Raw genomic sequence first — 22,894 nt, 5'->3', positions numbered from 1 at the left:
GGAGCGCGGACCAAAGCCCGCGCCCGCTCTCAGAAGCTATATTTTGCCATAAATTCAAACTTGTCGACGTGACCATCCAGCCCACTGACAACCTCGCGGTTGCCCCGGCGGTATTCAAGGCCCACGTCGACTTTATCAACCGGCGAATAGAAGACGTTGGCTGCCGCACTCCAGGCCTGCCGGTTGAACATACCGATCCCCAGATCCGAACGATCAAGGTCACCGGCGTAGTCCACCTTCTGCCAACTGCCGATAAAGTTGAGCCGCCATTGCTTGTCGAGACCGATATGGGCGGCTCCAAAGAGCGCGATATTGCGGACCCCACTCAGCTTTCCGCCGGTGTTGAGCACCGCATCAGGGCTGAAGTTCAGGCCCAGATAGCGGCCAAGGCCACTGCCATAAGTCGCCTGAAAACGGACATCGCTGCGATGGGATGCGCCAAGGAAAACCTTGCCCTGCGCGCTCACGCCCCAGCCCAGGCGGGAATCGTAGATGTGGTTCGCGCCGCTCAAGGCATTGTCGACCCGCAACTGGCGCCAGATTGTCGCCAGATTGAGGAAACCGAACCCACCGGTATATTCCAGACGCGCGGTCGCATCGGGCGCATGGTCTTCGCCATTCTCGATCAACTGGGCGTGGCCAGTCGTGGACGAAGCCGTTTCCGGGTTTTCGACCGCAACATAAAGCCTGGTGTTCTTGAGCACCGGCAGCGCATACCTGATCTGCGGCTGACGCACGAAGATCAGGCCGTCGACACCACCAATATAGTCCGTACTTTCCGGCAAGGTCGCGACATTCTCGAAGTTGGTAAAGTCCTGGCCCACCGTCCAGCGGTCAAACTGGATGAACGCACGGCGCATCGCCAGGTCATAGGCGTTGGTCGTGCGCTGCGTCCCCTGCCCCGACGCCATCGGCGTACCGGGAGCAGCCTGGAAGTCCAGCTCGATATAGGCCTTGAGCGAATGGCGCCCCAGCTTGGTCTCCGCATCCACCCAGAAACGCGTCTGCTTGGCGTTGAAATCGGTGACTTGCGTAGGCGAGGCAGGCGCCGCCGGATTATAAAGCGGCAGCGTCTGCGGCAGATAGATGTCGCGGCCAAAGCTGTTGGTCTCGATGTTTCCGCCATTGTAGCGCCCGCTGCCTGCCAGAAATTTGACATAGCCCGACAGGGTCACGCTGGAATTGCCGGAATGGAATCCCAGTTTGCGGGGATTTCCGGCCCCGGCACCGGATGCCTGCCGAGGCTCGGCATCCTGCTGCATGTCCGCATCAGCCACGCGGGTCACAGCCGCCGCTTCAGCCCGCGCGATGGCGGCGCCCTGCTCGGCAGCAGCAACCCGAGTTGCCGAAACGGAAGGCCTGGTCAGCGCGGGCGTATCCGCCCGGCTGGTGGCAGCCTGAGCCGTCACAACAGGGGCGGCCATTGGCGCAGGGACATCCACCGGGCTGGCAGCGGCCTGTTCGACCCTAGCCGCCTTGAGCGCGCCACGCAATGCGGACACTTCGTCCTCGAGCTTTTGCAGGCGAACCTCCAGTTCCGCTTCATGGGTATCGCGGGTGTCGCGGGTGCGACGGGTGCGGTGGATACGATGATGAACCGGATGCGCCATGCCTGCGGTCGGAACGACCATTGCTGCGGCTGTCAAAAGGGCAGTCGTGTTGCGCAGATACCAAAGTATCATCAGATCCTCTTATTCATGCCTCCGTTTCGGGAGGCGTGTCCGTACATTCGCGCCAGGCGCGCCGGGGGGATAACAGGAGCAGAATCCGATATCTACGACTTTGGTCTATATATCCATATCCATATAATCATTCTATTTTTTTGCGGGCCTTTTCAAAATTGAAATCCATCCAACGGCATCCTTCAGGCCATTTTTCCCGGAAAAATCGCCTTCCGGGGAGCGGACGCGATGCTTCCGCGCGATACCAACCCGGAAAATATTCCTGATCCCGCCTCGCAACAGCAGAAATGCAATTGATTTCAGGCGTGTTTTGCCCTTGCCGATCCCGGCAACCGACAATAACGAGGGTTTTCCTGACAACACCATCCGGGACGGTATCGTTTCCGGTGATTTTCCGTGCTGAAAGGCGCACAAAGGCGTCCCGCACGACAAGAGGCAGAGACCTTGAATCCCACTGTCCTCATCGCCGATGACCACCCCCTGTTCCGACAGGCCCTGGCGATGGCTTTGGCAACGATCATCCCCGAAGCACGCATCATGGAGGCCGGGACCCTCGCCGCGGCCTCGCGGCTCGCTGCCGACACGCCCGATCTCTCGCTCATCACGCTCGACCTCAAGATGCCCGGCGCGGTCGGCTATTCGGGCATTGCCCTTCTCCATGCCGAGCGTCCCGCCGTTCCGATCCTGGTCGTTTCGGGGGCCGACAATGCCAATGCTGCCGACGAGGCGCGGGCCTTCGGCGCGGTCGGCTTCCTGCGCAAGGATGCCGATCTGCCCCAGATCGAGGCAGCGATCCGCGCCGCGCTGGACCCCGCCGGGGGCAAGGCCGGTGGCGGACAAGATGCCGCAGCCCTCAAGGCGCAATCCTCGCCCAGCCCGGTCGAACGGGTGCGCGGTACGGTGGCCGGGCTCACGCCGACACAACTCAAGGTTCTGCTGGCCGTTCTGGAAGGCAAGCTGAACAAGCAGATCGCCTACGACCTTGGCATGAGCGCGGCGACCGTGAAGGCGCACATGACCGCCATCATGCGCAAGCTCGACGTGCAGAACCGCACCCAGGCGGCCCTTGCCGCCCGCTCACTGGGCCTCGATCTCGCGATCTGAGACCTGCTCCGAAACCCGGGCGAGGAAGTCGTCGAGGTCGGCAGGCTCGACCGGCTTGGCATGGAAGGGAACCCCGCGCTGGCGCAACTGCGCCCTGAGCGTGGTGTTCTGGGTCGCGCTGATCACCGCCATGGGCAGGTTGGGCAAGCTGGCGCGCAGCGTATCGATCAGGTCGAGCCCGTTCTCGCCATCGTCGAGGTCATAGTCGATCAGGGCGGCATCGGCCTCGGGGGCGCTGGCCACGGCTTCCGCGATGGTGCGTGCCGCCAGCATGGCATGGCCCTTGCTGGCCAGCAAAGCCCCGCTCGCCTCGATGATCAGCGGATCGTTGTCGACCACCAGCACGCGCAAGGCCCGCACCGCCCGTTCACTGGCAATGGCCGGCATCCACCCGTCCATTTGCGTGTCCCGGACAGACACCGACGCAATCGTGACACCAAAGCGGCTGCCCCGGCCAGGACACGAGGCCAGCTCGATGCGCAAGTCGAGCAGCCGCGCGATCCTGTCGACCATCGCCAGACCCAGTCCCAGCCCTTCGGTATCGACCGCCCCGAGCCGCGTGAATTCGGTGAAAATGGCCTTCTGCTGCTCGGGCGGGATGCCGACACCGGTATCGATCACGTCGATGCGCAGGCTGGCCCCGCGCTGGCGCACGCCGATGATGACCCCGCCCTGCTCGGTATAGCGCACGGCATTGGTCAGGAAATTCTGCACGACCGAGCGCAACAGCCCGGCATCGGTACACACCGCCCCGAACAGCGGCCCAAGGACAAGACGCAGCCCCTTGGCCTCGGCCAACGGACGCACCCCTTCGGCCACGTCGCGCAGGAACGGCCCCAGCGCGATCACTTCGGGATGGGGCTGGATGCCCCCGGCATCGAGCCGCGAGATGTCGAGCAGCGCGCGCAGCAGGGCCTCGGCCCCGCCGATGGCACGCTCCACCCGGCCCACCAGCGGGCGCATGGCCTCGGTCGACTGGCGATCGAGCGCGGCAAGGAACAGCCTTGCGGCATGAAGCGGTTGCAGGAGATCGTGGCTGGCAGCCGCCAGAAAACGGGTCTTGTCGCGCGTGGATTCGGCCAGGCGGTGATTGGCCTCGGACAGTTCGCGGGTCCGCGCGGCCACGCGGCTTTCCAGTTCCTCCAGCGTGTGTTCGAGTTCGCCGCGCATCTGCGCCTCGCGCGTGACATCGGTGAACGAAGTCAGGTAGCCGCCGCCGGGCATCGGCCCGCCGACCGACTTGATCACCCGCCCGTCGCGCCGGATACGCTCGGAAACATAGGACTGGCGCGCGCGCAGGCGGGCCAGTCGCCGCTCCACCTGCTCTTCCATCGGTCCAGGGAAGCCGCCCCGTTCGATATTGAAGCGGATCAGATCGGCAATCGGCACCCCCACCCGCACCAGACCGGGCGGATAGCCAAACAGTTCGATGTAGAGCGAATTCCACGCCACGAGATTGAGCTCGGAATCGACCACGCTGATCCCTGAGGGCAGGTTCTCGAACGAGGCTGCCAGCAACTGGCGCGAAAAACGCAAGGACTGCACGCCCTCGTCGAGCAGCCGGGTCACATCGTCGAGCCCCATCTGCCCCCCCGCCAGCGCCGAGGCGACCAGCGCCCGCGCCGAAGAGGGGCCCACGACGCCCGCAATAAGATCCTGCGCCCGGCGCGCGGCGATGCGATCGACTTTCGCATGGTGGAGCGCGGGCGGAAAAGCCTCGTCGGCCCGCTCGGCCCCGATGAAACGCCCGGTCAGTTGCGCCAGTTCACCCTGGTTGCGAACATGGCGCGCGCCCCGCACGAACTGGAAACGCTCGCGCCGTCCCTCGCGCTGCCCCCCCTCGCGCCTGGTGTGCGCGACGATCAGGACCACGCAATTCACGCTGAGCGACCAGAGAACGCCGTGAACGAAAGGACTGGCATGGCCGATCCACAACAGATGGAGCGGATCGAACGGGGTGGCCTGCAAGGCGGCCAGCCATGGCGCGGGCAGGATCGGCGGGAGGGCCAGCGTCCAGAGCCACAGGCAGAACCCCGCCGCGAGGCTGAGCCGCCCAGCCACCGGATCGCGGCCCTTGCCATAGACCGCCAGCAGGAAATGCGGGCTGAACTGGGCCATCCCGGCAAAGGCGATCAGGCCGATCGACGAAAGCGAACTGCGCGCGGGCAACAGCAGCGCCCAGGCCAGCGAAGCCCCGACCACCCCGATGATCGCGAGGCGCCGGACCCCCATCATCTGCCGTCCGACATGTCCGCCCTTTGGCCCGCCCTGCGGCCCGACGAGGCTCCCATCGTCGACCTCGGCCCCGCCACTGCGCAGGACAGCCGGGAAAATCAGGTCGTTGGACACCATGATCGCCAGCGCGGTCGTATCCACGATCACCATCGCCGCCGCCGAACTGATACCCCCCAGCAGCGCCGCGATCACCGGCCAGCCCATGTGACCGGCAAAGGGAATGCGCAGCACGAACAGATCGGGCAAGGCATCACGCGGCAGCGCGACAAGCCCGGCCAGCGCAATCGGCAGGATCATGGCCGCCATCGTGGCGATATAGGCCGCAAGGCCAAAGCGCGCGCGATGGAGGTCGTGCGGATCGCGCGCCTGCGCCAGCCCCATGAAGAACTGGCGCGGCAGGACAACGACCGCGAGGGCCGAGACCAGCAGGATCACTCCGAAATCGATGGAGAACGCCGCCGGGCGGAAATGCTCGCCGAGCAGGGCCAGGCTCTGCTGCACCCGCAGCGCGGGCGCATCGGCCAGAACCCGCAGGCTGACCCCGGCAATGATGACGAGCGCCACGAGCTTGATCGTCGATTCCAGCGCAATCGAGAACATCAGGCCTTCGGTACGCCCGGCCACTTCATAGCGCCGCGCACCGAACAGGATCGCGAAAAGCCCGAGCCCGACCGCCGCCACGATCATCACCGGCCCGGCCACATCGCGCGAGGAAAGCAACGCGATGGCAATCCCGATCGAGCGCAACTGCAAGGCCACATAAGGCACGATCCCGCACAGCGCGGTCAGCGTGACCAGCCGCGCCATGCCCGGATCGTGCCCGAAACGGGCGGCGATGAAGTCGGAAATCGTCGCCGCCTTTTCCTCGTCGACGGCATCACCGAGTTTCTGGAGAAAGCCGGGCGCGAACAGCAGGAGCAGGCAGGGCGCCAGATAGATCGGAAGGTAATTCCACCCCTCGCGCACCGCGCTTCCGGCCGCGCCATAGAAAGTCCAGCTCGAACAGTAGACGCCGAGGCCCAGCGTATAGACCCGGTGTCGCAGGCGGCTGCCGGACGCGCGCGCAGGCATCTGGCGCGCCATGCCCGCCTCGACCAGAGCGGCAACGGCGAACAGCACTGCGATCAGACAGAGCGAAAGCAACGCCGCGAGGCCAAGGCTCATGAACGCAATCCCGGTTTCCTCTCCATGTCACGGCCGTAATGGCGGGCACGGAAAAGGTCTACCGCAATTGAACGCGCGCCATTGAACAGGCTGGCATTTTCGCGCTCATGAAATCCCGAGCCCCGCAGTTGCAATCAGACGCCCGATCAAACGAACGTGTAGGTGCACACCTTGTTGCCCGCCGGATCGCGCAGATAGGCGGCATAGGCGCCGGGAAGATGGCTGCGCGGTCCGGGCGCGCCTTCATCGGTGCCACCGGCGGCAAGGCCCGCGGCATGGAACGCATCGACCTGTTCCGGGCTGGCCGCAGCAAAGCCGATGGTCATGCCATTGCTCGATGCCGGTTCGCCATTGCCGGGACGGGCGATGATGAAGGCCGGCTTTTCCCGGCCATAGAGGATCCAGCCATTGCCGAACGGGCCCAGGTTGCCGATCCCCAGCGCCCCCAGTGCCGCATCGTAGAAGCGCGCCGAAGCGGCCACGTCGTTTGCGCCGATAAAGACATGCGAGAAAATACCGTCGCCGGAAATTACCGCCATTTCTTGCCTCTCCTCTTGTCGGCCCATTATTTCTGGCCGTCTTTTCTGGCCGGGCCTGCTCCTTGCAGGCTTTGCAGAAGACCGAGGGCTAACACCGCACGGGATTTGTGTTAATCGCGTCAAAGCGCAACTGATTGCACCATATGGGGCGACAATCCCCGACATGCCCCCGCATCCGGGTGTCTGATCGAAAATGGCCGCTTCGCGCTTTTGGGCTGGCAATGAAGACGCAGTGGTATAATCTACAGGAAAGAAATTGATTGTTTCAACTGCGGTGCAATCGATGAACAGCTGGGATGGGATTGACGAATTCGTGGCCGTTGCCGCGTCGGGCTCGTTTGTTGCGGCGGCCAACACGCTGCACCTCTCGCGCACCCACATGAGCCGGACCATCGCCGCGCTGGAAGACCGCTTGCAGGTGCGCCTGTTCAACCGCACCACCCGCACGGTTCGGCTGACTGCCGCTGGCGAGTTGTTTTTCGAACAATGCCAAAAACTTGTCTCGAACAGAGATGAAGCCATCGACATCGTCAGCGAGCAGGGAGACCCCCAGGGCGAATTCGCGATTACCTGTTCGACAGCCCTTGGAGAGCGCTTTATCGCCCCTCTCGCGCGCACGTTCGGGCGCCGTTTCCCCAAGGTTCGCATCCATCTGGACCTGACCAACCGGGTCGTCGATCTGGTCGGCGAAGGCTATGATCTGGCGGTGCGAACAGGCCATTTGCCCACGTCCTCGCTAATCGCCACGCGCATCGCGGAAAGACGGCTCTACACGTGCGCCGCGCCTGCCTATCTGGCCCGCGCAGGCACACCCGAAACGCTCGAAGCGCTCGACCGGCACGACCTGCTGGTGGGCACCTCTCCCCTCTGGCATTTCTCCGGGAACACCCCCGAAAACACCGCCCACGAAGTGATCTACAAGCCTGCCGGACGCTGGCGCTGCAACAGTGGACAGGTCGTTCTGGCCGCCGCGCTTGATGGCATGGGCCTTTGCCAACTCCCTGATTTCTATGTTCTTGATGCGCTGCGAACGGGCCGCCTCGTTTCCGTTTTGGAAGACCATACGGCCCCGGTCGAACCGATCTGGGCGGTCTATCCCAGCCGTCGCCACCTCAGCCCCAAGGTGACCCAGTTCGTCCGCCTGCTGAAGACCAAATTGCCCGGACTCCTGGCCGGATAGGCCCCCGCCGGCCCGCCCCGGAACCACGTCTTCTGCCATGCCCGGCTCCCCGAAAAGGGGCTTCACGACCATCGCGCACGCGTCCGGTGTGGAACGGACTGTTCCGCGTGAGGGCATTGTGCGGCGTTGAGAGTAGGCTTATGCAAGCAAGGACTCGGAACGTTAAAAACAATAACATCAAATATAATAACGGAGAGGAACATTGCGAAACCTGCGGAAGCTGGGCACTTTGTGCGCCGCATCGATGATCTTTGCGTGTGTCAACTCGACATCATACGCAAATGACGAACTTCTCACCTTGCAGAAAAACCCGGACCACTGGGTAATGCCGCTAGGGAATTACAGCAGTACTCGTTACAGTACGCTTTCCCAGATCAACACCACCAATGCTCCCAACTTGCGCGTGGCCTGGACATTCTCCACCGGCGTGCTGCGCGGCCACGAAGGCGGGCCGCTGGTCGTGGGCGACATCATGTATGTCCACACGCCCTTCCCCAACAAGGTCTTCGCGCTCGACCTGAACCACAACGGCACCATCCTGTGGAGCTATGAACCCCGGCAGGACAGCAACGTGATCGGCGTGATGTGCTGCGACACGGTCAACCGCGGGGTGGCCTATGGCGCTGGCAAGATCTTCCTCCATCAGGCCGATACCACGCTCGTCGCCCTCGACGCGAAGACCGGCAAGGTCGTCTGGCAGGCCAAGGATGGCGATCCGGCCACCGGCGAGACCGGCACCGGCGCCCCGGCGATTGCTGGCAACTATGTGATCATCGGCAACAGCGGCGGCGAATTCGGCGTACGCGGCAATCTGGCCGCCTATGACATGGCCAGCGGCAAGCTGGCTTGGCGCGCCTATTCGCAAGGGCCCGACAGCGACACGCTGATGGACGGCCAGAAGACGACCGTTCTGGGCAAGCCCGTGGGCAAGGATTCGGGCATCGTCGGCTGGAAGGGCGACCAGTGGAAGCGCGGGGGCGGCACCACCTGGGGCTGGACCAGCTATGATCCCGACACCCAGACGATCTATTACGGATCGGGCAATCCGGGCACCTGGAACCCTGTCCAGCGCCCCGGCAACAACCGCTGGTCGATGACGATCTGGGCCCGCGACCTCAAGACCGGCATGGCAAAATGGGTCTACCAGATGACCCCCCACGACGAGTGGGACTATGACGGCGTCAACGAGATGGTGCTGGTCGACCGCGAATGGCAGGGCAAGATGCGCAAGCTGCTCGTCCACTTCGACCGCAACGGCTTTGCCTATGTGCTCGACCGCGTGAGCGGGGCTTTGCTGGGCGCGGAAAAGTATGATCCGGCGGTCAACTGGGCTTCCTCCATCGACCTCAAGACCGGCGAGCCGGTGCGCGTGGCGGCCTATTCGACCGAGAAGACCGGCGAGGACGTGACCACCAGGAACATCTGCCCCGCCGCCCTCGGCTCGAAGGACCAGCAGCCGGTGTCCTACAGCCCGCAGACCGGCCTGTTCTACATTCCGGGCAACCATGTCTGCATGGACTACGAGCCGACCAAGGTCGCCTATGTCGCCGGCTCGCCCTATGTCGGGGCGACGCTTTCGATGTATCCGCCCAAGGGGGAAAGCAACCTCGGGCGCTTCGTGGCCTGGGACCCCATCGCGCAAAAGGCCGCGTGGGAGGTGAAAGAACCCTTCTCGGTCTGGAGCGGCCCCCTCGCGACGGCGGGCGGCGTTGTCTTCTACGGAACGATGGACGGCTACTTCAAGGCGGTTGACGCCAAGACGGGGACCGAACTCTACAAGTTCAAGACCCCCTCGGGCATCATCGGCAATGTCAGCACCTACAGCCATGGCGGCAAGCAATATGTCGCGGTGCTCTCGGGTGTTGGCGGATGGGCCGCCATCGGCATGGCCGCCGGGCTGACCGGGGCCAACGAGGGGCTGGGTGCGGTCGGCGCCTATCGCAGCCTGTCGCAATATACCAATCTGGGCGGGACGCTCACCGTGTTCGAGGTTCCCTAAAAGAACCCGCGCGCGCGTACCTGCCGGGGGACGGAAGCGCCCGGCGCTTCCTCCCCCGGCCCTTTCCCCCCCAATAAAAACACGACGATCGGGAGATCGAGATGATCCAGTTCAACGGGCGCGGTGCGGCTCTGGCCGCCGCTGCCCTGCTTTTCGCGACGAGTGCGGCCAGTGCCCAGCAGGAGCCTGCGCCCGCCCCTTCCGCCTCTGCCGCCGCCCCCGTTTCATGGGCAGCCTTCAGCGGGTGGAAGCGCTATCATGGCAATTGCGCAACCTGCCACGGCCCCGACGGCCTTGGCGGTACGTTCGCCCCCAACCTCGTCAACTCGCTCAAGACGCTCGACCACGACCAGTTCCTCAACACCGTGGTCAACGGCAAGAAGGACAGCAACCTCACGATGCCCGCCTTCGGGCTCGATCCCAACGTGATGTGCTACATCGAGGACATCTATACCTATCTCAAGGCCCGATCGGACGGGACGATGGACCGGGGCCGCCCGGCGGTGACGCCGACCAAGCCCAAGGACGTGGCGGAGGCCGAAGCCTCGTGCATGGGCGTCTGAGGACAGCAGCGGCGGCGGCGGTGGGGCTGGGTGCGGGGCTCGGCGGGCTGGCAGCTTCGCCACAGGCCCACGCGCAAGTGGTCGAGATCGTCGACCATGCCGCCTTGCGCGTCTGTGCCGATCCGGCGGCGCTGCCCTTTTCCGATCATGACAGGGCAGGGTTTGAAAACCGCATCGCCGCGCTGTTTGCCCGCGATCTGGGGGTTCCGGTGCGCTACACCTGGTTTCCCAACACGATGGGGTTCTACCGCCGCACGCTCAATGCGCGGGCGTGCGACCTCGTGATCGGCGCGCCTGCCGAAATGGACATGGCCCAGCCGACCGTGCCCTATTACCGCTCGACGTTTGCGCTCGTCACCCGCCGTGCCGACCATCTCGCGCTCGGCGGGCTCGACGATCCGGCGCTGGCAGGCAAGCGGATCGGCGCACAGGCACGCACCCCGCCCGGCGACGTGCTGGTCAGGCGCGGCCTGGCCGACATGCTGCGCGCCTATGACCTCGTCGTCGACAGCCGGATCAGTTCGATCGGGCGGCTCATGGTGCAGGACCTGCTCGACAACCGCATCGACGTGGCCGTCATGTGGGGGCCGGTCGCCGCCTATCAGGTCGGGCTCCATCCCGGCGAACTGACCATGAAGACGCTGGGCGAGACACAGGACGGCGTGCAGATGGGCTTTGGCATTGCCATGGCCGTGCGCAAGGGCGAACCGGCCTGGCGCGCGCGGGTTGAAACTTTCCTCAACACCCACCGGCAGGACATCGCGGCCATTCTGCAAGACGCCCATGTCCCGCTGCTCCCCCTCGAAAGCGAGGCCCAGCCATGATCCCGGCCATGCTTCTTTCCACCCTTGCTGCGGTTGCAGTCGCCACCCCGCCCCCGGCTCCTGCCCCCCCTGCTTCGCCGCCTTCGTCGACAGGCTATCCGACCGAGGCTCTGGCCGATTATGTCATCGGATGCATGGCCGCCAATGGCCAGACACAGGATGCGCTGCGCCGCTGTTCGTGCAGCATGGACACGATCGCCTCGGTCCTGCCCTACGACGACTATGTGAAGGCCCAGACCGTGATCGCCATGCGCGGTCAGGGCGGGGAGCGGGCCGCGCTCTTTGCCGATGTGCCGCAATTGCGGGCCATGGCGCAAAAGCTGCGCGCGGCGCAGGTGGAGGCTGATTTCCGCTGCTTCTGACCTGCATCCCAACGGAAAAACATAAAAACGAGGAGAGATCGATGCCTTCCCCCCAGACTTTCGGTGGCTTTGCAGCCCCCTTGCTGATCGCGCTGGCCGCGCTCGCCATGCTCGAAATCCCTGCCCCGGCGATGGCCCAGGGCGATCCGGTGGCGGGCAAGAGCCTGTTTGCGCGCTGTGCAGCCTGTCATTCGGTCAAGCCCGGCGAAAACCGCATGGGCCCCAGCCTCCATGGCGTGGTGGGGCGCAAGGCCGGGGTTGAGCCCGGCTTTGCCTATTCCCCCGCGCTCAAAGACAGCGGCCTGACATGGACGCCCGCCGAACTCGATGCCTATCTGGCCAATCCGCGCCAGAAAGTGCCGGGGGTGCGGATGATCTTCGGCGGCCTGCCCTCGCCCACCGACCGCGCCAACCTGATCGCCTATCTGGCCACCCTGAAATGAAGGGGGCCTGCGCGGCCCTGCTGCTGGCGATGCTTGCAGCCGCGCCCGAAGCGAGAGCGGAAACGGGATGGCCCTGCGGCACCCCGGCCCCGGCGGTGCCCGATGCCTCGTGGCTGTGGAGCGGCGCGCGCTATCGGGCCGACTGGCGCGGGGATCCGGCCATCGTGAACCTCGCCACCGCCATCGCCCGGCGCGCCATGCCCGAGGGCGAAGCCGTCACCCGCCTCACCGCCTTTGCCGCACGACAAAGTGCGCCTGCCGAGGCCATGGCCCTGCTCGGCTCGGCCTTGATCGACACGCAAGGGGCCGAACTGCGCCTCGTGACCGGGGGGATCGGCCGGTTCAATGTCCGGCAGGCCCAGCTCGCCGCGCGGATCGAGGCGGGCTATCGCCAGACCGATACCGCGCAGCAAAACGCCGACTTGCAAGAGCAGATCCGCTGGGACACCACGATCTTCGAGGACCGCCAGCGCCTGCTGCCCACGATGTGCAGCATTCCCGGCGCGATCACCCGGCGCCTTGGCGTGCTGCTGGCCGCCGCGCGCAATGCTGCGGGCGTGCTGGCCAGCGATGCGGGCTATCTGGTCTATGCCACCAACGAACTGGCGGGCGAGGTCAGCATTCTCGATCCCGCGCGACAGGTCGAGATCGGGCGCATCGCCATCGGCAAGCGCCCGCGCGGGCTGGTGGCCAGCCCCGACCATCGCACGCTCTATGTCGCGGTCAGCGGCTCGCCCATCGGCGGGCCGGGGGTGGACGAGAGCACCCTGCCCCCGCCCGACAAGGCCGCCGATGGCATTGCCGTGGTCGATCTGGCGACGCGCAAGGTCGTGCGCACGCTGCGCGGGGTGTCCGACCCCGAGCAGATCGCGATCAGCCCGGACGGCGCGCGCCTTTTTGTGTCGAGCGAGGACGCCGGGGAACTGCTGACCCTCGACACGCAAGGGCGCGTGCTCTCCCGCCTCGCGGTGGGGCGCCAGCCCGAAGGGGTGAACCTCGCGCCCGATGGCCGCAGCCTGCTGGCGACCTCGGAAGAGGACAATGCGGTAAGCCTGGTCCATTTTTCCGCGTCGGGCGCGCAAACGATTGCAGCCACGCTTCCCGTCGGCCAGCAACCGCGCAGCAGCGCGTTCCTGCCTGATGGCCGGGCCGTGGTCGGGGGCGAATTCGACGCCTCGCTCACGATCCTGAGCACGGGCAAGACCCCGCGCGTCCTGCGCACGATCCACCTCGCCCCCGAGGAGCGCCCGATGAGTGTCAAGGCCGGCCCCGTAGCGGACGGCACGGTCTATGTGACCACCGGACGCGGGGGCAAGATGCTCAAGATCGACACCACCGACGCGCGCGCACAGGCTCCGGTTCTGGCAGCGGCCAGCGTGGGCGAAAGGCCCTGGGGCCTGGCCCTCTCGCCCGACGGCACCACGGGCTACACCGCCAATGGGCCGGGCGAGGATATCACCGTGGTCGACTTGCGCACGATGCGCGTGGTCGGCAAGATCGCCTCGCCGGGCGGGCCATGGGGAATTATCGCCGTGCCCACCCGCTGATGAAGCGTACGATGCTATCGACAGCATCCGAGCCACCAGAGTGCAAGCAACCCGTTGCGTAGATAAAGTTTTCCATCTGCCGCGTGGCCGCTTCGACCACGCATTTCTGACCACAACCGACATTCGCCTACCGCAATCCGGCAACCTTAGCGTCGCGCGCCTCGTGCCCGGTCCTCGAGGCAGCCGGATGGCCCCACCATTTGAATCAGTGAATTCAAGGCTATGCCGCAAAACCGGCATGGTGCGGTGCGGTTGTGGCAGCCGAGGCCGGGAAAATTCGCATCTGCCCCTCTTGCCGAAATCTCCACAGAAACCCGGAGCCCTGGCCCGCGGAATGGCCAAACACGGGTTTATCTTTCTGATAAAACCTGAAAATGGGCTGCGCAAAGCAGGCGGGCGGTAATGGACCGGCGCTCTGACGACAGGACCGACATGAAGAAAACGACGCGCAATCCCTCGCTTCTGGTGCTCGCGGCGATCGTGGCACTGGGAGGCGGAAGCGCGCTTCTGCGGCCCGATCTGCTGTCTTTCCTGCACCGGCAAATCGCGCCCGAGCGCTCTGCGCCGGAGCTGCCTGCTCCCGGAGCGGACAAAGCGGAACTGGGTGGCACGAAGTTGGGCGCCTGCCGCGCGGTCGATGGGGACACCTTGCGGTGTGGCAGCGAGCGCATCCGCCTGCTGGGGATCGACGCCCCCGAAATGCCCGGTCACTGCCATGGCAGCCGCGTCTGCGCGCCGGGCGATCCCTTCGCCTCGCAGCGCCATCTGGCAGCCGCGCTCGATGGCAACCTCACCATTCACCGCATGGGCACCGACCGCTATGGCCGCACGCTGGCTACGGTGAGCGGCTCGGCGGGCGATCTGTCGTGCGGCCAACTCAAGGCCGGGCTGGCAATCTACAAGCCCCGCTGGGACAACCAGCACCGCGTGGCGAGCCTTTGCCCGGAACAGGCACAAGACACCCTGTAACCCCTACCCTCCCGACCCGAAGACCAGCCGACCTATCACCATATTCAATCGGCACATTTGGAATTCAACCTTGTTCCCTGCGGCTCTTTTCGGTCTTTTTCGGCCAACGAGACCAATCGGGGAAGCGATCATGTCCACTACAGCCACTGGCCCAGTCACTGGCCCGGTCACGGGTACGCCCGCCGTTCCGCCCTCCGGCATCCGGGGCCGGGCAGACCGCGCAGCGCAATGAGCATCGTATCTGGAGACCGACGCGGGCATTCCGGCCTGTCGGTCTGGCTGATCGGACTTGCCGTTGTACTGGTGGCCGCCCTCGGCATCTGGGCGCTGGCCGCACGCGGCGGATCGTCGCGCCCGGTGCTCGCGGTCGGCAGCCAGCGCGGGGGGACCAAGGCCCTGATGCTGGCTTCGGGCGCGCTCGACGGGGCGCCCTATCGTGTCGAGTGGTCGGAGTTCCCGGCTGCGCAGAACCTGCTTGAAGCCATTGGCGCCGGGGCGGTCGATCTGGGCATGGCGAGCGATGCGCCGTTCCAGTTCGCCTATCAGAACGGACAGCCGATCAAGGCCGTGGCGGCGCTCTCGGCCCGTCCGCGCCCACACGGATCGCTGGCCGTGCTCGTGCCGCGAGGCTCGCCGCTGCGCCGTGCCGCCGATCTGCGGGGCAAGCGCATCGCCACCGGGCAAGGCTCCATCGGGCACTACACCCTGCTGCGCGTGCTGGAAGCCAACGGGCTCAAGCCCGATGACGTGAAGATCGTCTTTCTCTCGCCCTCCGACGCCAAGGCCGCCTTCGACAGCGGCGCGGTCGATGCCTGGTCGACCTGGCAACCCTATGTGCCGACTGCGCTGGCCACCGGAGCCCGTATCCTGGCCGATGGCGCGGACTATTTCGACAGCTATGCCTTCGACATCGCCAGCGACCGGGCCGTGCAGGACAAGCCCGCGCTTCTGGCCGATTTCCTGCGCCGCGAGGCCGATGCCTATCTGTGGGCCAAGACCCACCCTCGGGACTACGCGAAAGTTCTGTCCCGCGAGACCGGGCTGCCAGAACCCATCGCCCTCTATTTCATCGAGCATCAGGCCATGGTGCGTGTGCCCATCGATGCCACGTTGCAGGCCGGGCAAAAGGATGTAGTCGCCCATTTCCGTTCCGCCGGGGCGCTGCGCGGGAACAGGCCGCTCGAACAGGCCTATCACCCGCTGCTCGCCGGGGCGGCCTCGAAGGCGCCCTGACGGATCACAGACTGACCGTTCGGGGGCGGCCTGACCGCCCCACCTTTCCTCACCCGTATTTCCGCCATTTTTGACGACGCCGGACCCGCCCCGTTTTCCGGGGCGCGAGGGGCCGTGCGTCCGCTTTGCAGGGGGCAAGCCATGAACCGTTTCGCATTTCTTCTCTCGGGCGCGGCCAGTTTCGCCATGCCCGCCCTGGCCGAGACGCCCGCCGCCCCGGCCAACATACCCACTTCCCCCGATGTGGAGGCCGCGCCTGCCGAACAGGGCCCGGCAGAGCAGGGCCCTGCCATCGTCGTGACCGGCACGCGCAGCCAGCAGGGCCGTACCCTGGCCGACAGCCCGGTGCCGATCGACGTGATCGATGCCAAGTCGCTCCAGCAGACCGGGCGCACCGGCCTCAAGGAGATCCTGGGCAACCTCGTGCCTTCGCTCACCATGCCCGCGCTGGGCGGCGGGGGCACCTCGGCCAGCGTCAAGCCGATCTCGATCCGGGGGCTTTCGGGCGACTATGTGCTGGTCCTCGTCAACGGCAAGCGGCGGCACACCACCTCGCTGATCAACAACCTCTCGCGCGTGTCGGGCGGCTCCACCCCGGTCGACATCGACCTGATCCCGACCAACGCGGTGGGCCATATCGAGGTGCTGCGCGACGGGGCCGCCGCGCAATATGGCTCGGACGCGATCTCGGGGGTGATCAACATCATCCTCGACAAGAGCCGCACGGGAGGGAATATTGCGTTCACCGGCGGCCAGTTCTATTCCAAGGGCGCGCGGCTCTACCAGCTCGGCGCCGATTACGGGTTCAAGCTGGGTGATGGCGGCTTCATCCATTTCGCCACCGAGGCCAAGTTCCACGACCGCGCGAACAGCTCGGCCGAACCGGTGCCCTATATCCTCCCGCGCGTGAACGGCCAGCCCGACCCGCGCGAGAGCACGGTCGACCATGTCTACGCGGGCGGCTATGGCCGCTCCAACCGCGACGTGATCGTCAACAGCTCGTATGACGCCGAACTGCCGGTCGGGGCGGTCACGCTCTACAGCTTCTCGACTTTCAGCTATCGCGACATCAAGGACGCGCGCGGCGCCTATATCCCCTCGCCCACCGGCTATGGCGGACAGGCCAATGTGCTGGGCTCCTCGGTCCTGTCCGAGCTCTATCCCACCGGGTTCCAGGCCTACCGGCGCATCAGCGAACGCGATTTCCAGATCGCGCTGGGGGCACGCGGGCAACTGGCCGGGTGGGACTGGGACGCGAGCAGTTCGTTCGGGCGCGATTCGGTCTGGCTGGGGGCGGAAAACACGCTCAATCCCTCGATCGGACCGACCAGCCCCACCAGCTTTTACATGGGCAGGCAGATCCAGAGCCTGTGGGTCAACAACCTCGACCTCACCCACGACTATGACATCGGCCTGGCCAAGCCGCTGACGGTGGCCGTCGGCTTCGAGCATCGCTGGGAAAAATTCCAGAGCAAGGCCGGCGAGCCCGACAGCTACCGCAACGGCGGCTACCAGATCCCGTCTGATGGCACGCCCTTTGGCCAGCTCTATGGCGGGCTCTATCCTTCGCCGGGGCTGGTCTCGTTCACCGGCACCTCGCCGGCCGACGCCGCCGCGCTCAGCCGCAACAACTTTGCCGCCTATGCCGACATCTCGACCAACGTCACCTCCCGCTGGTATGTGGGGCTGGCCGGGCGCTTCGAGCACTATGACGACAGCGCGGGCAACACGCTGAGCGGCAAGGTCTCGACCCGCTATGACCTGGGCAGCGGCTTTGCCCTGCGCGGCGGGGTCAATTCGGGCTTTCGCGCGCCTTCGCTGGCCCAGACCGGCTTCTCGACCACCCAGAACACCTCGACGATCATCGGCAGCACGCCGACCGTCACCGTCTCGAAATTCCTGCCCGTCGACAGCGCGGCGGCCCTCGCGCTGGGCGCACGCGCGCTCAAGCCGGAAAAATCGCTCAGCTACACCGCCGGTTTCACCTACCAGCACGGCGCGCTCAACCTCACGGTCGATGTCTATCAGATCCGGGTCGACGACCGCATCGTGAAAACCGAATTCCTCGGCACTTCATCGAACGGGGGCAGCGCGATCCGCGCCATCCTGCTCGCCAACGGGGTTACCGGCGTCGACAGCGCGCAGTTCTTCACCAATGCCATCGACACCCGCACGCGCGGCATCGATGCCGTGGCCGACTATACCTTGCGCACGGGCACGCTGGGCACCTTTCGCCTGAGCGCGGCCTACAGCTACAACAAGACCGCCATCCTGCGCGTGGCCGCCAACCCCGCGCAACTGGCTTCGCTCAACGTCACCCTGTTCGGGCGACAGGCCCAGCGCGACCTCGTCGTGGCCCTCCCCCACGACAAGATCGTGCTCAGCAGCGACTGGTCGCGCGGCCCCGCCCATGCCCTGCTGCGCCTCACCCGCTATGGCTCCTATACCGAGTCCAGCAACGTCCCCTCGGGCGACCGCACATTCGGTGCCAAATGGGTGACCGACCTCGAACTGGGCTACGACCTGACGAAGCGGATCACCCTGTCGGCGGGGGCCAACAACCTGTTCGACGTCTATCCGCAGAAGAACGGGGCCATCGGCTACGACGGTTCGGGCGCCTATGGCAATTTCGCGCCGTTCGGGCTGTCGGGCGGCTTCTACTATGGCCGCGTTTCGGTGAAGATCTGAGAGCCCGACCCAAAAGTCCTTCGGGTCGGTTTGGCGGGTCTTTTGTGCCACCACGGCGTCGGCTGTTCGCCACGATGCTTCCAGCATCGCTGGGCTCTCAGCCTCCTTGTGGTGACCCAAAATCCCTCGCCAAACCTCCGCCGCCCGACTTTTGGGTCGGGCTCTGAAAGAGGATGGCTCCCCCCATGCATCTGGCCCTGTTCCTCACCGCCGAGGGTATCCATCATGGTGGCAGCATCGCCGCTACCGTCCGCCACCGCCCCTCGCGCGGGACAGAGCCGCTCACGCTGCTCTCGGCGATGGCGCCCCTTTTTTGATTGCGGAATATCGTATACTAAATATGAAATGGGCAATCAGGGCAAAAAAGGGGACATCATGAACAAGGGCATCCGCTTTCGGACCATGCCCCCGGCTGGTCTGGCTGGCGTTGACCGGCGCGGGATGCTTGGCAGCAGTCTGGCGGTGCTGGCCTTGTGCATGGCGCGGCCGGGGGCGCGGTGACGGGGACGCGCAAGGTGACCCGGACACTGGCCTTGCCCGGTTCGGCTTTCGTGGTGGGGCTCGACAATGGGCGGATCACCAGCCTGCGCGATGCCAGTGACGATGCTGCTCACCGGGCGCCGGGCGATCTGCTCCATGCGGGCGGGCGTCTGGGTAATCTTGCGGGTGCATGGCGCAGCGGGGCGGAAAGTGCGTGGGTTCCGTTCGACACGGCAGACCTCGATGGCGTGATCGGGGAACTGCCCGGTCAGGGCATCGCCGTGCGCTATGTCATCGCGCCGGGACTGACGGTGACCTGCCGCATTCTGGCCGAGGGCCCGGCCATGAAGCTGCTGGTCCGGATCAGCAACGAAACCGGCCATAGGGTCGAATTTGGCGACGTAGCCCTGCCCTTGCCAGTCAACATGATCCATGCTGCCGGGCAAGACCCCGATGGCCTGCTCAAGCACAGTTTCATTGCGGGCAAATCCTCGCACCTGTTCTGGAAGCGCAAGGACTTGCGCGGGCCATGGCTGACCATGCTGCCCGAGGCGGGCACCAGCCTCGAATACTGGGACTGCCCGGAAGACAGCCCTGACCTCTACCGGGTCTATTTCCATGCCGCGCGGCAGGTGGAGGCGGTCAGGGCTGCCGGATCGCGCTGGCGCCTGCCCGCCAGCAGCCTGACCATCCCTGCGGGCGAAAGCCGCGAGATGGGCGTGCGCTTCCTGTTCGTCGAGGGCGATCAGGCCATGCGCCACACGCTGGCCGACCATGGCCTGCTCGATGTCGAAGTCGTGCCGGGGATGACCGTTCCGGTGGGCAGCGAGGTGAAGATCGCGTTTGCCTCGCGCATTCCCGTCAAGGCCCTGCGCGCCGAGCATCCTGCGCAGACCCGGATCGCAGGCGCCACGGCGCGGGCCGGGCGGCAGATCCACGCCCTGCGCTTCGACCGGCTGGGCGAAAACCAGATTACCGTTGAGCAGGAGGACGGCGGCCTCACCACGCTCGAATTCTTCGTGACCGAGGCGGTCGAGACGATGATCGCCAAGCGGGGCGCCTTCATCGCCGCGCACCGGTATCGCGACCCGTCGAAATGGTATGACGGGCTGCTGGCCGAATGGAACATGGAAAGCCAGACCCTGCTCGGCCCCGAGGCCTATGATCGCATCACCGGCTGGCGGATCTACGAGGTCACCTGCGACGATCCGGGCCTGTCGAAGCCGGCCTTTTTGGCCGCCAAGAATGCCGAATATCCGGTCCAGTCCGAAGTCGGCGCGCTCGACGACTATATCGAGCATTTCGTCTGGGGTGGCCTCCAGCGCTCGACGCGGGAAAGCGACGCTTACGCGATCTATGGCATCCCCGACTGGCACCACAACCGCACGAGCGCCGACCCCGGCCCGCGCGGACAGAAGCATTACTGGCGGGTCTACGACTATCCGCACATCACGCTGATGTATCTGGCCATGTACCGGATTGCCCGCGACCATCCCGGCATCCGCACCCGCCTGTCCGCCGCGACCTATCTGGAACGCGCCCATGGCACGGCGATGGCCATGTTCGTCATCCCCAAGGCCATCGCGGACTGGGATGCCAACACGACCGGCTTCTACAACGAACTGGTCATTCCCGATGTGATCGACGCCTTGCGTGACGAGGGACAGGACGAGCGGGCCGACAGCCTTGCCGCGTTCTGGGACCACAAGGTCCATCACTTCGTGAGCGCGGTGGAGGATCTCTACGCCTCGGAATATGCGTTCGATTCCACCGGTTTTGAATCCACCCAGGCCTTTGCCCGCTATGCCCTCGACCGGCCCGGACGCTTCCCTGCCGCACAGGCGCAGGCCTTCAACCGGCGCCAGATGGCCTCAAACCTGTTCTGCCGGGGCTGGCTCCAGCCCGCCTATTACTATCTGGGCTCCGACTATCGCGCGCAGGCAGGGGACGCCTATACCCTCAGCTACATGGCCCAGATGGGCGGCTGGGCGATCCTCGACCATGCGCTCCACGACGTGGCCGACCCGCGCGCCCTGCTCCGCCTCGGCCATGCCTCGGCCCTGAGCAGCTGGGCCCTCCTGAACAGCGGCACGCCCGAAAGCGGCCATGGATACTGGTATCCGGGCCCGGCCAACGATGGCGGCGCGGCGGGGGGCTTCGAACCGGCGGCCCTTGGCAAGACCTGGCTGGACCAGCCCCATCACCATGGCGCGTGGTACTATTCGTGCGAGATCGACCTCGGCTTTTGTGGCGGCCTGCGCGCGGCGCGCACGACGCTGGTCGATGACGACATCTTCGGGCGGATCGCGCTGGGCGGAGAGCTGGAAGTGGTGGGCGAGCGCCTGCATGTCCATCCCCGCGACGGCGTGCGCAGGCGTTTCCATGCGCGGCTTGAAGGCGCGCGGATGGATCTGGAAATCCACGACGGGGGCCGCCTGTCGGGTGAGGCGCCGCTCGTTCTGGGCCCCGGCCTCGACACATGGGAGGCTGTCATCGACCATCCCCCCGGCCCTGCCCGCACCCTGCGCCTGTCGCTGGCATCGGGCACGGCGAGCCCCTGGAACCTGTCGACACCCGACGGCACGGCAACCAGACACGCGCCGGACAAGCATGCGCCAGGCCGGTTCACGATCCCCATCGCCGCCAACAGCACATCGACCAGACTGCGCGCCCGCCGAACCTGACGAACCGGACCGGACGGGCGCGCGCCCCGGAAACACGCTCTATCGGCAGGTAAAGCTGGAAGCCTTCTCGATGTTGCCTGTCCCCGTGTAGGTGACTTGCGCGGGGTAGACGCAGAGCGGCCTGGTGCGCCCCGGCCCTGTCGGACGAGCAGGTCGCCGACATCGTGACTTATGTCCGCCAGCGCTTCGCATCGGACAGGCCGGCCTGGCAGAACGTCAGGGACAGCGTAGGCCGCGCCAGAGCCCATCTGTAAAGCCCGCTCGCGCAAGCCTTGGAAGGATCAGCGGCGGGCCTTGCCGATCAGCGATTCGGCCTCGCTGATGATCCAGTTCATCACCATGCGCGTGCGGGCGGGCAGGGTCTGGCGGGCCGGGTAGGTCACGTAGAAAGGCACCGGCTCGACCTCGGCCTCGGGCAGGACGCGCACCAGACGGCCTGTTCGGATGTCGTCCTCGACCTGGAAATAGGCGAACAGGCTGATCCCCCCGCCATTGCGGACGGCTTCTTGCAAGGCCAGAGTGCTGTTGGTGCGCGAGGAGCCCGAAACCCGCACCGGCTCGCCATTGATCGTCCAGACCTGCCGCGTGGTGCCATAGCTGAACAGCGCACAATCGTGGAACTGAAGGTCTTCGACAGATTGCGGTGTACCGCACCGTTCGAGATAGGACGGGGAAGCAACCATGTAGCGCGGCACGTCACCCAGATGCTTGGCCACCACCGTGGTCTCGTTCACCTGCCCCGTGCGCATCGCAAGGTCCAGCCCGTCCTCGACCAGATGGACGAAGCCATCGCCCAGCAGCATCTCGACGGTGATGCCCGGATGGTGGAGATGGAATTCGGGCAGCTTGCGGGCCAGATGGCAGCCGAAAGTGTTGGTCGTGCCAACCCGCACATGCCCGGCATAGCCGCGTTCGCTGCTATGAAGATCGGCCTCCATCGCCTCGAACTCGCGCACGATGCGGCGGGCATGGCTGAGGAAGGCAACGCCATCCTCGGTCAGGGCAAGGCCTCGGGTCGAGCGGCGCAGCAGCACGACATGGAAATGGGCCTCCAGCATGCTGATCCTTCGCCCGACCATGACCTGACTGGTCATCGCCTCGCGCGCGACGGCGGAAAAGGAACCACATTCGGCCACGCGAATGAACCACTGGAGCGCTTCGACTAGGGGAGCCATTTGTTCGGAATATGTATAAGTCT

The 22,894-nt window shown here is 65.6% G+C and carries 19 protein-coding genes; 14 read left to right on the top strand and 5 right to left on the bottom strand.

Translation table 11 applies throughout. From position 1 onward, the window contains the following. Positions 1 to 29: 29 nt before the first annotated feature. Together SBI20_RS02080 and SBI20_RS02075 are read right to left on the bottom strand one after the other, a co-directional pair. Entirely contained in the window at positions 30 to 1,682 is a 1,653-nt protein-coding gene (locus SBI20_RS02080) for a DcaP family trimeric outer membrane transporter (RefSeq protein WP_317973480.1), read from the bottom strand. A 132-nt stretch (positions 1,683 to 1,814) separates the two neighbouring features. Then, positions 1,815 to 2,159, bottom strand: coding sequence for a hypothetical protein (locus tag SBI20_RS02075; RefSeq protein ID WP_317976166.1), 345 nt, complete (start codon positions 2,157 to 2,159; stop codon positions 1,815 to 1,817). On the opposite strand from SBI20_RS02075, the gene SBI20_RS02070 reads away from it, so the two are divergent. Then, on the top strand, positions 2,127 to 2,786 hold the full coding sequence (locus SBI20_RS02070; protein ID WP_317973479.1) for a response regulator transcription factor: 660 nt from the start codon (positions 2,127 to 2,129) through the stop codon (positions 2,784 to 2,786). The genes SBI20_RS02075 and SBI20_RS02070 overlap by 33 nt on opposite strands. On the opposite strand, the gene SBI20_RS02065 is transcribed toward SBI20_RS02070, so the two are convergent. Further along, entirely contained in the window at positions 2,760 to 6,185 is a 3,426-nt protein-coding gene (locus tag SBI20_RS02065; RefSeq protein ID WP_317973478.1) for a PAS-domain containing protein, read from the bottom strand. The genes SBI20_RS02070 and SBI20_RS02065 overlap by 27 nt on opposite strands. A gap of 146 nt (positions 6,186 to 6,331) precedes the next feature. After that, positions 6,332 to 6,724: a VOC family protein gene (locus SBI20_RS02060; protein ID WP_317973477.1), complete on the bottom strand. Its 393-nt coding sequence runs from the start codon at positions 6,722 to 6,724 to the stop codon at positions 6,332 to 6,334. A gap of 256 nt (positions 6,725 to 6,980) precedes the next feature. On the opposite strand from SBI20_RS02060, the gene SBI20_RS02055 reads away from it, so the two are divergent. The 13 genes from SBI20_RS02055 (at position 6,981) to SBI20_RS01995 (ending at position 21,696) form a co-directional block, all read left to right on the top strand. Further along, on the top strand, positions 6,981 to 7,904 hold the full coding sequence (locus SBI20_RS02055; RefSeq protein ID WP_317973476.1) for a LysR family transcriptional regulator: 924 nt from the start codon (positions 6,981 to 6,983) through the stop codon (positions 7,902 to 7,904). A gap of 244 nt (positions 7,905 to 8,148) precedes the next feature. Further along, positions 8,149 to 9,903 (top strand): methanol/ethanol family PQQ-dependent dehydrogenase, encoded by a 1,755-nt coding sequence (locus SBI20_RS02050; RefSeq protein ID WP_317973475.1) that lies wholly within the window; start codon positions 8,149 to 8,151, stop codon positions 9,901 to 9,903. A gap of 101 nt (positions 9,904 to 10,004) precedes the next feature. Then, positions 10,005 to 10,466: a c-type cytochrome gene (locus SBI20_RS02045; RefSeq protein ID WP_317973474.1), complete on the top strand. Its 462-nt coding sequence runs from the start codon at positions 10,005 to 10,007 to the stop codon at positions 10,464 to 10,466. Next, on the top strand, positions 10,451 to 11,290 hold the full coding sequence (locus SBI20_RS02040; RefSeq protein ID WP_317973473.1) for a quinoprotein dehydrogenase-associated putative ABC transporter substrate-binding protein: 840 nt from the start codon (positions 10,451 to 10,453) through the stop codon (positions 11,288 to 11,290). The genes SBI20_RS02045 and SBI20_RS02040 overlap by 16 nt, the downstream gene beginning before the upstream one ends. Before the next feature lie 8 nt (positions 11,291 to 11,298). Then, on the top strand, positions 11,299 to 11,652 hold the full coding sequence (locus SBI20_RS02035) for a hypothetical protein (RefSeq protein WP_317973472.1): 354 nt from the start codon (positions 11,299 to 11,301) through the stop codon (positions 11,650 to 11,652). 41 nt (positions 11,653 to 11,693) lie between these two features. Then, positions 11,694 to 12,095 carry a c-type cytochrome gene (locus SBI20_RS02030; protein ID WP_317973471.1) on the top strand — a complete coding sequence of 134 codons (402 nt, stop codon included), beginning with the start codon at positions 11,694 to 11,696 and terminating at the stop codon, positions 12,093 to 12,095. Beyond that, on the top strand, positions 12,092 to 13,642 hold the full coding sequence (locus SBI20_RS02025) for a beta-propeller fold lactonase family protein (RefSeq protein ID WP_317973470.1): 1,551 nt from the start codon (positions 12,092 to 12,094) through the stop codon (positions 13,640 to 13,642). The genes SBI20_RS02030 and SBI20_RS02025 overlap by 4 nt, the downstream gene beginning before the upstream one ends. Before the next feature lie 432 nt (positions 13,643 to 14,074). Beyond that, positions 14,075 to 14,611: a thermonuclease family protein gene (locus SBI20_RS02020; protein ID WP_317973469.1), complete on the top strand. Its 537-nt coding sequence runs from the start codon at positions 14,075 to 14,077 to the stop codon at positions 14,609 to 14,611. A gap of 228 nt (positions 14,612 to 14,839) precedes the next feature. Further along, complete coding sequence (locus SBI20_RS02015) at positions 14,840 to 15,844, top strand: ABC transporter substrate-binding protein (protein ID WP_317973468.1); 1,005 nt, start codon at positions 14,840 to 14,842, stop codon at positions 15,842 to 15,844. A 141-nt stretch (positions 15,845 to 15,985) separates the two neighbouring features. Next, positions 15,986 to 18,532 carry a TonB-dependent receptor plug domain-containing protein gene (locus SBI20_RS02010; protein WP_317973467.1) on the top strand — a complete coding sequence of 849 codons (2,547 nt, stop codon included), beginning with the start codon at positions 15,986 to 15,988 and terminating at the stop codon, positions 18,530 to 18,532. Positions 18,533 to 18,717: 185 nt separating this feature from the next. Then, positions 18,718 to 18,849, top strand: coding sequence for a hypothetical protein (locus tag SBI20_RS02005; RefSeq protein WP_317973466.1), 132 nt, complete (start codon positions 18,718 to 18,720; stop codon positions 18,847 to 18,849). Between the two features lie 58 nt (positions 18,850 to 18,907). After that, positions 18,908 to 19,033 (top strand): hypothetical protein, encoded by a 126-nt coding sequence (locus SBI20_RS02000; protein ID WP_317973465.1) that lies wholly within the window; start codon positions 18,908 to 18,910, stop codon positions 19,031 to 19,033. A gap of 14 nt (positions 19,034 to 19,047) precedes the next feature. After that, positions 19,048 to 21,696, top strand: coding sequence for a DUF5695 domain-containing protein (locus SBI20_RS01995; RefSeq protein ID WP_317973464.1), 2,649 nt, complete (start codon positions 19,048 to 19,050; stop codon positions 21,694 to 21,696). 281 nt (positions 21,697 to 21,977) lie between these two features. Here the strand turns inward: SBI20_RS01995 and SBI20_RS01990 are convergent, their stop codons facing one another. Next, entirely contained in the window at positions 21,978 to 22,871 is an 894-nt protein-coding gene (locus SBI20_RS01990) for a LysR family transcriptional regulator (RefSeq protein WP_317973463.1), read from the bottom strand. Positions 22,872 to 22,894 lie beyond the last annotated feature (23 nt).

This window comes from Novosphingobium sp. IK01 (assembly GCF_033242265.1).
Classification (GTDB): Bacteria; Pseudomonadota; Alphaproteobacteria; order Sphingomonadales; family Sphingomonadaceae; genus Novosphingobium; species Novosphingobium pituita.
Note: the sequence above shows the minus strand (reverse complement) of the source record. Positions and strands in the feature narration are given on the sequence as shown.

What these genes read in the sequence shown, in the direction of transcription:
- SBI20_RS02035 (WP_317973472.1), top strand. Translation starts at nt 11,299, where the DNA reads ATGCTTCTTTCCACCCTTGCTGCGGTTGCAGTCGCCACCCCGCCCCCG.
- SBI20_RS02000 (WP_317973465.1), top strand. Translation starts at nt 18,908, where the DNA reads ATGAACAAGGGCATCCGCTTTCGGACCATGCCCCCGGCTGGTCTGGCT.
- SBI20_RS02050 (WP_317973475.1), top strand. Translation starts at nt 8,149, where the DNA reads ATGATCTTTGCGTGTGTCAACTCGACATCATACGCAAATGACGAACTT.
- SBI20_RS02005 (WP_317973466.1), top strand. Translation starts at nt 18,718, where the DNA reads ATGCATCTGGCCCTGTTCCTCACCGCCGAGGGTATCCATCATGGTGGC.
- SBI20_RS02015 (WP_317973468.1), top strand. Translation starts at nt 14,840, where the DNA reads ATGAGCATCGTATCTGGAGACCGACGCGGGCATTCCGGCCTGTCGGTC.
- SBI20_RS02060 (WP_317973477.1), bottom strand. Translation starts at nt 6,724, where the DNA reads ATGGCGGTAATTTCCGGCGACGGTATTTTCTCGCATGTCTTTATCGGC.
- SBI20_RS01990 (WP_317973463.1), bottom strand. Translation starts at nt 22,871, where the DNA reads ATGGCTCCCCTAGTCGAAGCGCTCCAGTGGTTCATTCGCGTGGCCGAA.
- SBI20_RS02045 (WP_317973474.1), top strand. Translation starts at nt 10,005, where the DNA reads ATGATCCAGTTCAACGGGCGCGGTGCGGCTCTGGCCGCCGCTGCCCTG.
- SBI20_RS02030 (WP_317973471.1), top strand. Translation starts at nt 11,694, where the DNA reads ATGCCTTCCCCCCAGACTTTCGGTGGCTTTGCAGCCCCCTTGCTGATC.
- SBI20_RS02020 (WP_317973469.1), top strand. Translation starts at nt 14,075, where the DNA reads ATGAAGAAAACGACGCGCAATCCCTCGCTTCTGGTGCTCGCGGCGATC.
- SBI20_RS02065 (WP_317973478.1), bottom strand. Translation starts at nt 6,185, where the DNA reads ATGAGCCTTGGCCTCGCGGCGTTGCTTTCGCTCTGTCTGATCGCAGTG.
- SBI20_RS02025 (WP_317973470.1), top strand. Translation starts at nt 12,092, where the DNA reads ATGAAGGGGGCCTGCGCGGCCCTGCTGCTGGCGATGCTTGCAGCCGCG.
- SBI20_RS02080 (WP_317973480.1), bottom strand. Translation starts at nt 1,682, where the DNA reads ATGATACTTTGGTATCTGCGCAACACGACTGCCCTTTTGACAGCCGCA.
- SBI20_RS02010 (WP_317973467.1), top strand. Translation starts at nt 15,986, where the DNA reads ATGAACCGTTTCGCATTTCTTCTCTCGGGCGCGGCCAGTTTCGCCATG.